This is a genomic window from Allobaculum sp. (assembly GCF_047010065.1).
In the GTDB taxonomy this organism is placed as follows: domain Bacteria; phylum Bacillota_I; class Bacilli_A; order Erysipelotrichales; family Erysipelotrichaceae; genus Allobaculum; species Allobaculum fili.
On the sequence record NZ_JBKXLD010000011.1, the window covers coordinates 1 to 14,671 of the forward strand.

At 51.2% G+C, this 14,671-nt stretch carries 19 protein-coding genes; 2 read left to right on the forward strand and 17 right to left on the reverse strand.

The genetic code is table 11. The features are described 5' to 3' along the window. The first annotated feature begins 288 nt into the window (after positions 1-288). Together istA and istB are read left to right on the forward strand one after the other, a co-directional pair. Complete coding sequence (gene istA, locus ACLUYS_RS01880; protein WP_412658834.1) at positions 289-1,542, forward strand: IS21 family transposase; 1,254 nt, start codon at positions 289-291, stop codon at positions 1,540-1,542. Between the two features lie 14 nt (positions 1,543-1,556). Continuing rightward, a complete protein-coding gene (gene istB, locus ACLUYS_RS01885; protein ID WP_412658815.1) occupies positions 1,557-2,333 on the forward strand; it encodes an IS21-like element helper ATPase IstB in 777 nt (258 codons plus the stop codon). Between the two features lie 89 nt (positions 2,334-2,422). Here istB and ACLUYS_RS01890 read toward each other — a convergent pair whose 3' ends face one another. From ACLUYS_RS01890 to rplI, 17 genes are all read right to left on the reverse strand, one after another. Then, entirely contained in the window at positions 2,423-3,031 is a 609-nt protein-coding gene (locus tag ACLUYS_RS01890; protein ID WP_412658817.1) for a hypothetical protein, read from the reverse strand. Between the two features lie 129 nt (positions 3,032-3,160). After that, positions 3,161-3,331, reverse strand: coding sequence for a hypothetical protein (locus tag ACLUYS_RS01895; RefSeq protein ID WP_412658819.1), 171 nt, complete (start codon positions 3,329-3,331; stop codon positions 3,161-3,163). Between the two features lie 386 nt (positions 3,332-3,717). Then, on the reverse strand, positions 3,718-4,116 hold the full coding sequence (atpC, locus tag ACLUYS_RS01900) for an ATP synthase F1 subunit epsilon (protein WP_288339841.1): 399 nt from the start codon (positions 4,114-4,116) through the stop codon (positions 3,718-3,720). After that, positions 4,113-5,537 carry a F0F1 ATP synthase subunit beta gene (gene atpD, locus ACLUYS_RS01905; RefSeq protein WP_288339843.1) on the reverse strand — a complete coding sequence of 475 codons (1,425 nt, stop codon included), beginning with the start codon at positions 5,535-5,537 and terminating at the stop codon, positions 4,113-4,115. Before atpD ends, atpC begins: the two co-directional genes overlap by 4 nt. Before the next feature lie 18 nt (positions 5,538-5,555). Beyond that, positions 5,556-6,407, reverse strand: coding sequence for an ATP synthase F1 subunit gamma (gene atpG / locus ACLUYS_RS01910; RefSeq protein ID WP_230267224.1), 852 nt, complete (start codon positions 6,405-6,407; stop codon positions 5,556-5,558). Between the two features lies 1 nt (position 6,408). Next, positions 6,409-7,929, reverse strand: coding sequence for a F0F1 ATP synthase subunit alpha (atpA, locus tag ACLUYS_RS01915; RefSeq protein WP_230267223.1), 1,521 nt, complete (start codon positions 7,927-7,929; stop codon positions 6,409-6,411). A 14-nt stretch (positions 7,930-7,943) separates the two neighbouring features. Further along, positions 7,944-8,477, reverse strand: a complete 534-nt coding sequence (locus ACLUYS_RS01920) for a F0F1 ATP synthase subunit delta (RefSeq protein WP_230267222.1) — start codon at positions 8,475-8,477, stop codon at positions 7,944-7,946. Next, positions 8,471-8,986 (reverse strand): F0F1 ATP synthase subunit B, encoded by a 516-nt coding sequence (atpF, locus tag ACLUYS_RS01925; RefSeq protein WP_230267221.1) that lies wholly within the window; start codon positions 8,984-8,986, stop codon positions 8,471-8,473. Before atpF ends, ACLUYS_RS01920 begins: the two co-directional genes overlap by 7 nt. Before the next feature lie 17 nt (positions 8,987-9,003). Continuing rightward, positions 9,004-9,249 carry an ATP synthase F0 subunit C gene (atpE, locus tag ACLUYS_RS01930; protein ID WP_230267220.1) on the reverse strand — a complete coding sequence of 82 codons (246 nt, stop codon included), beginning with the start codon at positions 9,247-9,249 and terminating at the stop codon, positions 9,004-9,006. Between the two features lie 153 nt (positions 9,250-9,402). Continuing rightward, positions 9,403-10,110, reverse strand: coding sequence for a FoF1 ATP synthase subunit a (locus ACLUYS_RS01935; RefSeq protein ID WP_230267219.1), 708 nt, complete (start codon positions 10,108-10,110; stop codon positions 9,403-9,405). Next, positions 10,107-10,487 carry a hypothetical protein gene (locus ACLUYS_RS01940; protein ID WP_230267218.1) on the reverse strand — a complete coding sequence of 127 codons (381 nt, stop codon included), beginning with the start codon at positions 10,485-10,487 and terminating at the stop codon, positions 10,107-10,109. Before ACLUYS_RS01940 ends, ACLUYS_RS01935 begins: the two co-directional genes overlap by 4 nt. 5 nt (positions 10,488-10,492) lie before the next feature. Continuing rightward, positions 10,493-10,693 carry an AtpZ/AtpI family protein gene (locus tag ACLUYS_RS01945; RefSeq protein ID WP_230267217.1) on the reverse strand — a complete coding sequence of 67 codons (201 nt, stop codon included), beginning with the start codon at positions 10,691-10,693 and terminating at the stop codon, positions 10,493-10,495. Between the two features lie 3 nt (positions 10,694-10,696). Continuing rightward, positions 10,697-11,317 (reverse strand): uracil phosphoribosyltransferase, encoded by a 621-nt coding sequence (gene upp / locus ACLUYS_RS01950; protein WP_288876147.1) that lies wholly within the window; start codon positions 11,315-11,317, stop codon positions 10,697-10,699. Positions 11,318-11,426: 109 nt separating this feature from the next. Then, positions 11,427-11,789 (reverse strand): hypothetical protein, encoded by a 363-nt coding sequence (locus tag ACLUYS_RS01955; RefSeq protein ID WP_230267215.1) that lies wholly within the window; start codon positions 11,787-11,789, stop codon positions 11,427-11,429. 61 nt (positions 11,790-11,850) lie between these two features. Continuing rightward, a complete protein-coding gene (locus ACLUYS_RS01960; RefSeq protein WP_288876148.1) occupies positions 11,851-12,867 on the reverse strand; it encodes an MBL fold metallo-hydrolase in 1,017 nt (338 codons plus the stop codon). Further along, on the reverse strand, positions 12,857-14,206 hold the full coding sequence (gene dnaB / locus ACLUYS_RS01965) for a replicative DNA helicase (protein WP_230267213.1): 1,350 nt from the start codon (positions 14,204-14,206) through the stop codon (positions 12,857-12,859). The genes ACLUYS_RS01960 and dnaB overlap by 11 nt, the downstream gene beginning before the upstream one ends. Before the next feature lie 6 nt (positions 14,207-14,212). After that, on the reverse strand, positions 14,213-14,671 hold a 459-nt coding region (rplI, locus tag ACLUYS_RS01970), incomplete at its 5' end, for a 50S ribosomal protein L9 (protein WP_412658822.1).

The following is a 14,671-nucleotide window of genomic DNA, read 5'->3' on the forward strand; positions in this document are numbered from 1 at the left end:
TTTTTTGTAGTTTAAAACTGGTCCAAAAAAGCGAAAATCGGATTTGAAAACTGGGCCACCTGACTTGTATCGTACTCCGTAATGGAGGACTAGAAAGTGCATACTCAGATGACAGTTTTCAAATACATCGATTTACGAACACAAGGAGTCTCATCCAGAAAAGCCGCTGCGCTGTGCTCGATCTCGAGAACCACTGGTGAGAAGTAGTACAGGAAGTACAAGGAAAAGAGAGAGTCTCTGGAAGCTGATCCAACCCACGAAAACAGCCGAACGTTTATTGAGGAGTGTATCGATCCGCCTTCATACGACAGTTCATCCAGACAACCTCGGAAATACAGTCCAGAGGTCGACGCGCTTCTGGATCAAATTCTTGAAGACGAAGAAGAAAAGACACGCCTGCTCGGGTCTGGCCATAAGCAGCAGCTGACCTGCTTACAGATCTGGGATCTGATCAGGGCTGCTGGATTCGACATTGGATTGTCGACCCTCACAAAAAGGGTCAAAGAGAAAAGGAACAGGCACAGAGAATGCTTCATCAGTCAGGACTACGAACCAGGTGACCGGTTTGAATACGATTTTGGCGAAGTGAAGCTGATGATTAATGGTCAGAGAAAGACGTTCTATCTGGCCGTTATGACTTCGCCATGGTCAGGCTATCGAGCTGCCTGCCTGTACGAAAACCGGAAAAGTCAGGTCTTCTTTGAATCGATGATCCGCTTTTTCAATGAAGTCGGCGAAATCTTCAGAGAGGGCGTTTACGACAATATGAGAAACGTCGTCTCGAAATTCATAGGAAGAAACGAGAAAGAAATTAATCCGGAACTTATCCGCTTCGCCCATTACTACGGGTTCAGGGTAAACGTTACGAACGCATTTTCTGGAAATGAGAAAGGATCCGTCGAACGTTCCGTTGAAGTAGTTCGAAATAAGAGCTTCGCCTTGAAATACAAATTCGACAGTCTCGAAGAAGCTAGAATGTGGCTCAAGGATCGTCTGGATGAACTGAATAAAGATACGAAGCGGAAAGAAGAACAGCCGTTTCTGAAGCCGCTCCTTCCTGACTATGAAGCGGCTCAGATCGCTGAGCGGATAGTAAATAAATACTCTTTAATCAGCGTTGACAATAATCAGTATTCCGTTCCCGATAATCTGATTGGTAAAAAAGTAAGAGTTAAAACCTACACAGAAACAATCAAAGTTTATTACGAACATGAACAGGTAGCTGAACATCAGAGAATCAATGATGGAAAACAAAAAACGTGCTTCGATATTCGACACTATCTCAGCACGCTGCGTAAAAAGCCTGGAGCTTTAAGAAACAGTACAGCCCTCAAAGCGGATCCAGAACTCAAATCAATTTACGACAGCTATTTTAGCGAAAAGCCGAAAGAATTCATAGAAATACTCACCAGACACAAAGACCGGCCTATGGAAGAAATCAAAGATCTGCTCAGGATAGAAGCCTGTCAGGCACCTCAGCGCCAATCTGTCTATGAGCCTCTGGCCGCACAGGTAGAGGAATACCAGGCACTCTTTGCCTAGAAAGCGAGTATGAAATGAACATTGAAGCTTACGCCAAAAGGCTGCGCCTGCCTTTTATCCGCCAGAACTATAAGGAACTGGCTGCCCAGGCGAGAGAAGATCACCTTGATTACGAAGAATTTCTGGAAAAGGTCCTCAAAGGCGAAACGATCAGCCGCAATGAAAACTGTATTCAGAAGCGGATCCAGCTGGCGCATTTCCCAAATCGGATGTCTCTGGAAGACTTTCAAACGGAACATTTGAGAATCGAAATCCAGCAGAAAGTAAAAGAACTCTCAACTCTGGACTTTATAAAAAATGGAGAAAACGTAATCCTGATTGGAAATCCAGGAACGGGGAAAAGTGCCTTGTCTATCTGTCTGGGCATGGAAGCCTGTCTGAACAATATGAGTGTTCTGTTTATCGGGGTGTCCGATCTGTTGATCGAGATCCGTGAAGCCATGAGCCAGAACCAGCTGCTTCGATATAAGAAGCGTTTTGAAAGTTTTGACCTCGTGATATTGGACGAACTTGGATACTGCTCATTCGATCAGAAATCCGGTGAGATTCTGTTTAACTTGATTTCGAGTCGCAATGGCAAGAAGTCCTTGATCGTCACAAGCAATCTGGAGCTCAACCGCTGGAGCGAGATTTTCAAAGATGAAGTACTGACGTCAGCGATGATTGATCGACTGGCTTATAAGGCCTACATGATCAATATGACCGGCCAGAGTTACAGGCTTCGTGAAACCAAGAAATGGGTTGAAGAAAAATCAGGCGGAAAAAATCAGAAAAAGCGCGTCACCCCCTAGGGGGTGAAGGGAGAAGGAACTGCTCTGGAAAGAGCAGTCTTCTATAACCCAAAGTGGACCAGTTTTCAATTACGCAACTGGACCAGTTTTCAATTGACAAAAACAACACTTTCATAAGCCCGCTTTGCCCACTTGACCCAGTCTTCTTCGCTGCCTGTATTCTCAGTAACAATCCTCAACTTTCGATCAAGTATCCCGATTCGTTCTTCAATGGGAATGATCTCTCCCGTTGTTGCGTTATATCGAGAGACAATGAACGGTGCTTCGCCGCAAGTGATTTCAAGAACGGATCGGTCAACGTAGTCTTTCCACTTTTTGCCCTGGAAATCGATCTTTTCAGTTTCCGTCTCCCATGTCTGATCTTTTTCTATATTAAAGACATCGGATCTTCCGAACCATTCTTCATCAAGGTGGTTCACCATTTTGTTGACGATCCAGGATGGAGTGAACACTTCTGCCTTCGATTTGGTTCGCTGCTGCTGGGTTTCAAGTGCTTTAAATGCTCTTGGCTGAATGAGGACCGGATTAATTCCGGCTAATGCACCAGGAGTGATTTCAAAACGATCGCAGTAATTCTCTCCATATTCACTGTAGCCATCCGTTGCCCAGATGATTCGCTTGCTTGTCGTCTTATCAATCAGCAGCTTATCCAGGATCCTATCGAGGGGATAACGTCTGAATTCAATCAGTTTTTCCAAAGCGTATTCTCTCCCTTCATCCACTTGTTTTTGGTTTGAACTGTTAAGAATAGTGCAACGTTGTTTCATTCTTTATTTTTCGCTCCCTTTAAAAAAGCTCAGGTACATGTAACCATACCTGAGCTTGTGTTAGTCCTTCATATAAAAATCACACTCATACCCATCCGCATTCAGGACCAATCCTTCAGCCCAGTCAGGCACTCCGCTCATCAGCTTGCAGACTTCTTCAACCGAATTTCTTTCATCAGCTTCAATGATCACCTCGTCATGGACGTGAGCGACGATTCTCATCTCGCTCATTCTCCGCATGCTCTCCATCAGAAGATCCCTGGCGACGCCTGAACAATATTCTCCACAAACTTGGGACCGTAGCTTTCAAGCCGCTCCCATTTTTTCGTAGTCCCAAAAAATTCAGGGTACAGCTAGCTTTAAGCTGTACCCTGAATTTTTAATTACGAGCCTCACCACCTAATGTATTGTACCTTCATTTCCTCCTGCGTTTCTTTCTTCGCTTCTTTCTTCGCTTCTTCCTTCGCTGCGCAGCGGATCCGGCTCGCCACGCCGACCTGCGGCCAGTCCGGCGAAGCGGATTAACGGATCCATGAATCAGGCAGACAAACGGAAAAAGAGCTTTTTCTTCCCGGCATGCGAACAGAAAAAGCTCCTGATCTATAAAGAATTCTGATTTAGAGAGAATCGGTAACCGACAGACGGTTGATCGCACGCTGCATGGCCAGTTCGGCCCGGCGCATCTGATCGAGATCTCCCTGTTTCTCCATGCGTTTTCTGGCTCTTTCCAAAGCCGCTTTGGCACGCGGAATATCGATTTCCGCCTTGCCTTCAATAGCATCCGTCAGCAGTCTGGCTTCATCGCCGTAGAACTGGAGAATGCCGCCGGAAATGGCGTACACCTGCTCCTGTCCGGAGGCGACATGAATGACCAGCTTGCAGGGAACGAGAGAAAAAACGACGGGAACATGGTTGGGCAGAATCGTAAATTCGCCCAGCACGCTTTTGGCGTGAATGCTTGAAACCGTTTCTTCCAGATAGCGGCCGTTCGGCGTGACTACGCGCAGTTTGATCACTTGGATTCTTCCTCAATCTTTCTGGCTTTTTCAACCGCTTCCTCAATGGAGCCGACAAACATGAAGGCCTGTTCAGGAAGGTCGTCGTACTTGCCGGAAAGCAGTTTTTCAAAGGAGTCGATCGTGGTTTCAAGCGGTACATAGACTCCCTTGATACCGGAGAAGACTTCCGCTACGTGGAAGGGCTGAGAAAGGAAGTTACGAACGCGGCGTGCGCGGTTAACGATCTTCTTGTCTTCCTCGGAAAGTTCGTCCATACCAAGAATCGCGATGATATCCTGCAGTTCATTGTATTTCTGCAGAATTTCCTGTACGCCTCGCGCCACTTTATAGTGACGTTCGCCGATTACGATCGGATCCAGCATACGCGAACTCGATTCCAGCGGATCCACCGCCGGGAAGATGCCCAGCGCCGCGATGGAACGGTCAAGTACCGTCTTGGCATCCAGATGGGAGAAGGTTGTCGCCGGAGCCGGGTCCGTCAGGTCATCGGCCGGTACATAGACCGCCTGAATCGACGTGATGGATCCTTCCTTCGTCGAAGTGATACGCTCCTGCAGCTGACCCATTTCGGTCGCCAGCGTCGGCTGATAGCCTACGGCCGAAGGAACACGGCCAAGCAGAGCGGATACTTCGGATCCCGCCTGGGTAAAACGGAAAATGTTATCGATAAACAGAAGAACATCCTGATGTTCCACATCACGGAAGTATTCCGCCATGGTCAGACCCGTCAGGCCTACGCGCATACGGGCGCCTGGGGATTCGTTCATCTGACCGTAAACGAGTACGGTTTTATCGAGAACGCCGGAGTCTTTCATTTCGTAGTACATGTCGTTGCCTTCACGGGTTCTCTCCCCTACGCCGACAACGACGGATTTGCCGCCGTGTTCCGAAGCGATATTGTGAATCAGCTCCTGAATCAGTACGGTTTTGCCGACACCGGCACCGCCGAAGAGGCCGATTTTACCGCCTCGGGCGTACGGAGTCAGCAGGTCAATAACCTTAATTCCGGTTTCAAGAACAGCCGATGTCGTCGACTGCTCGTCAAATTTTGGAGCCGGGCGATGAATCGGCATGGTCTGTCTGGCATTGACCGGTCCGAGTTCATCAATCGGTTCTCCGAGCACGTTGAACATGCGTCCAAGCACTTCCTCACCGACCGGTGCCTGAATCGGCTTGCCGGTATCGATGGCGTCCATGCCGCGGACGAGTCCGTCGGTGCTGCCCATCGCAATGCATCGAACGAGGTCGTTGCCAATTCCCTGGGCAACCTCAACGGTCAGCGAAGTCCCGTCGGATTTGGGAATCTTGATTGCGGTAAGCAGATCCGGAAGCTTGCTGTCGGGAAACCGAATGTCGACTACAGGGCCGACAATCTGGGTTACGACCCCGGTATTTTTTGTTTCGTCTTTCGCATCCATAAGCGATTTGCGTCCTTTCTACTTCAGGGCGTTGGCACCGCCAACGATTTCTGTAATTTCCTGGGTGATGGCGCTCTGGCGGACACGGTTGTACTCGAGGTTGAGTTTCTCTTCGAGTTCTTCCGCGTTGTCGGTCGCGCTTTCCATGGCCATGCGCCGGCTGGCCTGCTCGCTGGTCTTGCTTTCCATGTATTTGGAATACAGAACCGATTTTGCGATCATCGGAATCAGCTGCGCAAGCATTTCTTCCTTGCCAGGCTCAAAGAGCATTTCCGCATGCACCTTCGACTCCTCTTCGGACTTTTCCGGTTTCTGCGGGGGAAGCAGGGTGAGTACTTCCGGCTCGAACGTCAGCGTATTGACATAGCGGGTATAGAGAACCCGAATGGCACCGACTTTTCCCTCGTCGTATTCTTTCAGCGCCAGATCGGCATAGCGGGCAAGTTCTGCATACGCATCTTCCTCGCTCATGTCAACCAGACGGCCGAACAGTTCCATATTGCGGCTGTTTGCATACGAGACGCCGTGCGATCCGATCATGACGATCTGATCGCCGTTTTTTACGCACTCGGTCAACAGGCGCTGTACGTTGGCGTTGTAGCCGCCGCAGAGGCCCATATCCGAAGTGATCACAAACAGAAACGACGGCTTGTTTTTATCTTCCTTCAGATACGGCGCTCCGGAATCAGCGTGGGCGAGTACCACCGCCAGCATTTCCTGCAGGGCGTTGGCGTATTCACGGTTGCGCTCCATGGCGGAACGGGTTTTGTTGAGCTTGGCACTGGCGACCATCTGCATGGCGTTGGTGATTTTCTTAGTTGAGCGAACCGAAGCAATCCGGCTTTTAATCGCCTGCTTGCTGGCTGCCATACTAGAGGCCTGCCTTTACTTTATAGTCCGCAAGAAAGTCGTTCATCAGCGCTTTGATGCGGCTGGTCAGATCATCATCCAGAGCTTTTTTCTCGGCGATTTCTTCGAGGATTTCCGGATGTTCGGACTTGAAGAACAGAAGCATTTTTTCTTCGAAGTCTTCAACGGAATCCACCGGGATATCCTTAAGGAATTTATATTTGCCCGAGAACAGAGAAAGGACTTCTTCCGGCATTGGCATTGGCGAGTACTGCTTCTGAACGAGCAGACGCGTCAGACGGTTGCCGTGGTTCAGAACTTCGGCCGTAGCGGCATCGAGGTCGGAACCGAATTTGGAGAAGGCTTCCATTTCCGCAAACTGAGCCAGTTCCAGTTTCAGCGAGCCGGATACCTGCTTCATGGCCTTAACCTGCGCAGCGGATCCGACACGGGATACGGAAAGACCCGAGTCAACGGCTGGACGAAGACCGGCGTTGAACATGTCGGTCTTTAAGAAGATCTGACCGTCGGTAATGGAAATTACATTGGTCGGAATGTAGGCGGCAATATCGCCGGCCTGCGTTTCAATGATCGGCAGCGCGGTCAGAGATCCGCCGCCGTGCTTTTCATTCAGACGGGCTGCCCGTTCGAGCAGTCTGGAATGGAGATAGAAGACGTCGCCGGGGTACGCTTCACGTCCTGGCGGTCTGCGCAGCAGAAGCGCCATGGCGCGGTACGCTACCGCGTGCTTGGACAGATCATCGTAGACGATCAGTACGTCCTTGCCCTGCTCCATCCACTCTTCGCCGATGGCGCAGCCGGAATACGGCGCAATGTACTGCAGAGGCGCCGCTTCGGAAGCCGTGGATACGACAACGGTCGTGTAGTCCATGGCGCCGTGCTGTTTCAGCTTTTCGACAATCTGGGCTACCGTACTGGCTTTCTGACCGATTGCGACATAAATGCAAAGCACATTCTGATCTTTCTGGTTGATGATCGTGTCGACTGCGATCGCGGTTTTACCGGTCTGACGGTCGCCGATGATCAGCTCACGCTGACCGCGGCCGATTGGAATCATCGAGTCGATGATTTTCAGACCGGTCTGCAGAGGAACGGATACGCTCTTACGGGTCATTACGCCGGGCGCTACGCGCTCAACCGGGCGAAGACGTGTGCCTTCGATCGGGCCCTTGCCGTCGATCGGTTCGCCCAGCGCGTTGACTACGCGGCCAAGCATGCCGTCGCCGACCGGCACTTCGACAATATGACCGGTGCGTTTTACGGTATCGCCTTCCTTGATGTCCGGGTTGTCGCTCATCAGTACAACGCCGACCTGATCTTCTTCGAGGTTGAGGACCATGCCGTAGACATCATGCGGGAAGAGGAGCAGCTCCGACATCATCGCGTTTTTCAGTCCATAGACATTGGCGATTCCGTCGCCGACACTCAGTACCGTTCCGCTTTCGTTCATCTCGACTTCTTTATCAACGTTCCGGATCTGTGCTTTGATCAGTTTTGAAATCTCGGAGGGATTTAAACTCATACACATCACCTGCTTCAGCTTTTCAAAAGCTGTTCTTTCATTCTTTCCAGCTTGCCCTGATAGCTCGCATCGAGCACGGCATCAGGGGTACGGATAATCATGCCCGCGATCAGAGACGGATCTTCTGAACACTTCAGGCGGATTTCCGCGCCAAGCTTCTTTTTGAGAGCGGCTTTCAGCCGTTCTTTCTGGTTTTCATCCAGCTTTGCGGCCGACGTCACGTACACGTTCTGAATGTTGTGCAGTTCGTCGAGCAAAGCCCGGTAATCTTCTGCGATTTTTCTTAAGTGTCCGCTCATCGAATGACGGCTGACAATTTTCAGGAAGTCCCCAAATACGGGATGGGTACCATCCTGAAAGAGCTCCAGAAGCAGAGCTTCTTTCTGGGCAGAGGGGACTGCAGGATGAGAAAGCCAGGGCTCGAGCTCCGGGTTTTCATCCATCACCGTTTCCATCTGCTCAAGGTCATGGAAAACGGCATCTTCCTCATGATTTTCCTGGGCAAGAGAAATCAGAGCCTGCGCATAAGGAAGGGCGGTATCTACCATTTGCCTTCACCTGCTTCATCAATCAGATCGTCCAGAATCTTCTTCTGTTTATCGGCATCAATTTCCGAATCCAGGATCTGTCCGGCAGCGGCAATGGCGACATCGGTAATAGCGGCTTTCATTTCGCCCTGCGCACGCAGGCGTTCCTTTTCGATGTCTTCCTTGGCCGCCCGTTCTATGTTGGAAGCCTGTTTCTGTGCCTGATCCAGAATCGAATCCTTTTCCACCAGCGCTTCGCGTCTTGCCTGGTCAATGATTTCATTGGCACGGCTGCCCGCAGCAGCGAGCTGACGGTCGTATTCTTCCTTTTCCTGAAGCGCTTCTTTTTTCAGCGTCTCGGAACTGTCGATGTTGTCCTGAATCAGTTTCTGACGCTTGTTGATAAAGGCCAGAATCTTATCCCAGAAAAAATGTTTGCAGAAGAGAACGATGATGAGTGATGAAATGCATACCAGCAGAACATCCTGCCAGGAAATCCGCAGGTAGTTATCAATATTGAAATCAATCATCGGATCTCACCAGCGGCCTAGCCCTTCACGAAGATGAGCAGAATGGCGATGATCAGCGAGTAAATACCTGTGGTTTCAGCCAGCGCGATACCCAGTACCATGATGGACTGGATTTTACCGGAAGCATCCGGGTTGCGGCCTACGGCTTCCGCACCTTTGGAAGCGGCAATACCCTGACCGATACCAGGGCCAAGACCAGCGATCATGGCGATGCCGGCACCCAGGCAGGCCATTCCTCTTACGAAATCTGCATTGAATTCCATAAAACTGTATTCTCCTTTTCAAATTAAATGGATGGGGATCGAACGCGCGATCCCGGGGCGGTTCATGCACAGCCATAAAGCTGTGCGCTTTTTCTGTATGTGTACTGTCGTATGTCTGCCCGTATTTGTTCAGTCCTGACAGCTCTCAAAGGATCAGTCTTCCTGTTCAGCGGTCTGCTGACCGAGGAAGTACGTGCCCAGCGTAAAGAAGATATACGTCTGAATTACGCCGGAGAACACATCAAAGTACATGTGAAGGAACGGCGTAATGGTCAGGCCAAGATATCCCCATGGGGCGATCGATTTGATCAGCGTGTAAATCAGAAGCGAAATAATCGTTCCGGCCAGAATGTTGCCGAAAAGACGCATCGTCAGCGAAACCGGCAGGGCCAGTTCACCGATGATATTCAGCGGCGTAAGCAGCCACATCGGCTCGGTCAGTTCTTTTAAGCGGGCCTTGAGGCCAGCCTTGGTGATTCCGTGAAACTGAATCATCAGAAAGAACATCAGCGCGAGCGTTGCGTTGAAGGAAACATTGGAGGTCGGGTTCTGAAATCCGATCAGACCGGTGAGGTTGGACAGCAGCATGCAGACCATCAGGGTGCCGAACATCGGCAAATAGTGGATGGTCGTTTCTTTCAGGTTGCCCTGAATGACATACAGACACAGGTTGTAAAGCTCTTCAGACCAGTAAACGATGCCTTTTGGAGCTTTGGACGGGTCCGCTTTTTCAATTTTCTTTCCTGCGATCCAGGCGACAATGCCTACGATCAGGCAGATCACAAGCCATACGAGAATGGACTGGTGCAGGGAGAAGTTGAACGAACCGAAGTGAAAAACAATCTGACTGACTTCGCTCATTCAGTCTCCTTTCCGCCGCGCCTGGCGTAAAGCACCAGGGTGGCTTTCTGGATTGCGATGCCTGCCATCAGCCCGAGTACGGGAAGACCTGCAAAAGCCCCCGCAAAAAGCAGGACGGCATACATCAGATACCGAAGCATGTACGAGCCATAGCCCTTGCTCTTCTTGCCCGCGTCCGCACCGGAAAGGTTCCGGGTCGAGAGGGCAATCATGTAAAGGGAAAGCATGGCGCACAATGCTCCATAAAAAATCGCGAACGCGCAAAAAATCCATTGTCTTCCCTGGACAATGAAAAGACTGACTGCGCACGCGACGGCACAAAGAATCAGGGTGGCCTTCCCGCTGTAGCGGAAAAGCTGCCGAAGATCCGGGGACATGGCGTCTATTCCTTTCCGGAAGATTTCTTCTTGTCTTTTTTCTTGTTGCGATACAGCAGAACTAAGAAGCTGCCGATAATCGCATACAGCGTAAAGACAATAATCCAGACAGGGGACATGTTCGTCCAGGAATCAATCAGATACCCGAGCCAGATGCACACGAGCAGATTGACCAGGAGAAACCCGCCGAATTTCATCGGATTCATAGGCTACTTCGTGCCGAAAATACGGTCTCCCGCATCTCCGAGTCCTGGAACGATATAGCCGTTCTCATTGAGATGGTCATCGAGAGCGGCCAGATAAATGTCTACATCCGGATGATGCTTTTCCACCTCGGCTACACCTTCCGGCGCACCGACCAGGCACACCAGCTTGATGTTGGTCGCACCCTGCCGCTTGACCATGTCAATCGCGGCACAGCTGCTTCCGCCGGTTGCGAGCATCGGGTCAACAACGATCGTCACAGCCTCCGGCATGTTCTTGGGGTACTTTTCAAAGTAAACATGCGGTTCCAGCGTCTTTTCGTCACGGAACAGACCGATGTGGGCCACTTTGGCCGTTGGAATCAGATCGAGAATGCCCTGAGTCATTCCAAGTCCCGCACGCAGAATCGGCACGACAACGACATCCTTGGCCAGCTTGTGACCGGTCATGGTCGTAATCGGCGTTTCGATTTCTACGTCGTGAAGAGGAAGATCGCGGGTCATTTCATAGACCATCAGCGATCCGATTTCATCAAGGTTATCTCTGAAGTCTTTTGTACTTGTGTTTTTATCACGCATGATCGAAAGCTTGTGCTTAATCAGCGGATGATCAAAAACAGTAAGCAAAGTGAATCACCTTCCTTTATCGAAGACATTATACCAAAACCCGCTCAATTCCCCGGAGATAGCTCAGGGTAAGCAGAGTGAAATTCTTCCATCTCCGATACGGATATTTTTAATACGAATCCATTATGATTATTGCCAGTTTGCCTGTACTTAAATCGTTTTGAACTTTTCTGGAGCGATTGCGGCGCACTGGCCAGTTTCCGATTTTTGCCCAGAGGCAGACCAGCGCGGGGCAAAAGCGCTCGCCATCTCCGGTTTCCAGGCGAAAGCCCGACAAAATCCGCCCGGCTTCCTTCCGTCCAGACAAATCGGAAAAAGACAAAACGGGAAAAGACAAAGCAGGAAAGAACAGGCCGGAAAAGCCGGGGCGGACAAAGATACGGGCATTGGCGAACAAAGTCCGGCTATAAGAAAAGCGGCAGCCTTCTGGAAAACCAGAGACTGCCGCAAAACGGCAAGCCGCTTTAGACAAGCAGCTTTATGAACGAAAATGAGACGATTTCCTGTTGGAAAAGAAAGCATGCGATTTCGTTTCAGGCAGCATGTGACGATTCGCCATGACCCGCCAAAGCGGCTTTGGAACGTGAGCGTTTGGAAGCAGCTTTTTGAGGCGCAGGCAAAGCCGCAGGCGAAGCATCCTCTTTTCGATCCGGAAAAGACGTACTGTCCGTGTTTTTCGCTTTGTCTGCCGGGTCTGTCAAATCCGACAAATCCGACAAATCCGACAAATCCGCCGAATACGCAGCCGCCGTTTCGTCAGCCGCCTCATCATCTTCCCGGATCTCGCCAAAATGGAGCGGTTCAAACTGCTTTGCAGCTTCAATCACAAGCTGATCGTGATGAACGTGCGCATACTCGAGCCGTTCAAACAGAGCGCCTAGCGCCAGTTCGGGCGTATTGGCTTCTTCGGAAAGATGAGCCAGAACGATATGGCGGGTGCGCCGGGTCATGCAGCTGCAGAGAATGCGGGCGCTGTCCTGATTGCACAGATGACCGGTATCGGAGGCGATGCGCATTTTCAGAGCGAACGGCCGGTCGGTCTGGTTGAGCTTTTCCAGATCGTGATTGCTTTCAAAAATGTAGTAGTCCGCATCCGAAAGATCGCCAAACAGCGCTTCAGGCACGTAGCCGGTATCGGTCATGTATACGAGCTTTTCGTGTTCGGACTTAATGACAAACCCCATCGACGGACCCGAATCGTGCGAGGTTGGCAAGGCGAGAATTTTCAGGTCCCCTACCTGAAAGCGGACAGGCGGCAGAACCTGACGCAGATCGAGAGTCACCGGCTGCTTTTTATAGTTTTTGGGATGAAGGGCGCAGCAGGCGTATACCGGCAGGCCGGTAAAATGCGAAAGCTGCCGGATATGGTCGCTGTGGCTGTGGGTAATGAGCAGGGCATCCAGATCGTCCGGACTTACCCCTGCATCATCCATGGCGTTTTTGAGATAGCGCCAGGACGGAGGTCCGCAGTCGATCAGAATCTTCGTATTGTTATGCCGGACCAGACAGGCGTTGCCTTTCGATCCCGAGCAGAGCAGATCAACCCGCATAGCCAGGCACTCCGTCATGCGCCAGAGAAGAAAACAGCGAATACGACTTTTCGAACACGAGCTGAACTTTACCGGTTTCACCGTTTCGATGCTTTTTCAGGGAAAGATCGACAACTTCGGTTTCCGTCTGCTGATCTGGATCCGAATTGTAGTACTGCTCACGGTAAATGAACATGACGATGTCCGCGTCCTGCTCGATCGATCCAGATTCACGCAAGTCGGAAAGCTGCGGTTCATGGTTGGTACGCTCTTCGACTTTTCGGGACAGCTGGGAAAGCGCGATAACCGGGCAGTCCATTTCCTTGGCGAGAATTTTAAGGTTTCGCGAAATGTCCGAAACTTCCTGCTGACGCGAGTCGGTACGGCCGCTTCCGCTGATCAGCTGCAGGTAGTCGATGACGATCAGAGAGAGCGAACCGGCCTGGTTTTTCAGCTTGCGGCATTTCGAGAAAATCTGGCTGACTTTGACCATCGACGTATCGTCGATAAACAGTTCCCGGTCTGACAGCTGAGCGCACGCATCAGAAAGGCCGTTCATTTCGCCGTCGTCGAGCTTGCCGCTGGTGAGCTTGCCGCCATCGATTCTGGATTCCGAGGCAATCAGACGCTTCATGAGCGAAGCCGCCGGCATTTCCAGCGAGAAAATGGCGACCGCGCCCGGGTTGCGACGGGCAACCTGGTTGGCGACATTGAGCGCGAACGCCGACTTACCCATCGCCGGTCGGGCGGCGAGAATAATCAGATCACCGCGGTGCAGACCGTTGGTCATCCGGTCGAGATCGGTATACCCGGTCCGGATGCCGCTGATGCCGCTCTGTTCGCGCAAAATGGAAATTTCATTTTTTACTTCTTCGCAGATTTCCGCCGAAGAACGAAAGTCCGAACCGCGACGGCGCCGGGTGACGTCCATGATGGACCGTTCGGCGTCATCGAGAATGGAATCGAGTTCGAGCGAAGATCCCGAAGCTTCTTCCGAGATCCGATCCGCAGTACTGATCAGGCGGCGCAGCTGCGCCTTGGCCTGAATGGTCTCAATATAGCGGCCGGCGACCGCGCCGGAGACAGCACCGTCGACGAGTTCGGAAATATAGTCCATGCCGCCGCTGCTTTCGAGTTCTTCGTTTTCCTGCAGGCGGAGCACAATATTTTCAAAATCAACCTGACGGCCGGCGGACGCGAGCGCCAGCATGGCGGAATAAATCTGCTGGTGAGCAGGAACAAAAAACTCGGCTGCCGTAAGATCCTCGTCCCGGCACTTGGACAGGACTTCAGGGTCGATCAGTACGGCACCGAGCAAGGCCTGCTCCATGCGGCTCGCATTGGGCAGTTCCTGAATCATGACAGATTAAGCTCCTTTCGCGCTGACATGGACGTGAATGGTTCCGATGATTTTTCCTTTGTACAGATCCACTTTCACGTTCGTGGTGCCTAAGGAATCTACCGGCGTTTCCATCATGATTTTGCGCTTGTCGACGACAATGCCTTTTTCCGAAAGGGCATGGGCGATCTGCTTGGACGAAATCTGGCCAAACGTGTTGCCGCCTTTTCCGGTGTTGAGGGTGAACTCGAGCTGCATGTTTTCCAGCTCTTTGGCGATGCGCTCAGCTTCCTGACGGTTCTGGTCGTCTTCTTCCTTGCGCGCGGCGATGCGCTCGTCCAGGGCACGGGTGTTTTCCTTGGAGCAGACCACAGCCAGACCGTTCTTGATCAGGTAGTTGCGGGCGTATCCGTCCGAAACTTCCTTGACTTCATCTTTTTTTCCGACTTTGCGGACATCGGTTAACAAAATTACTTTCATTTCTAC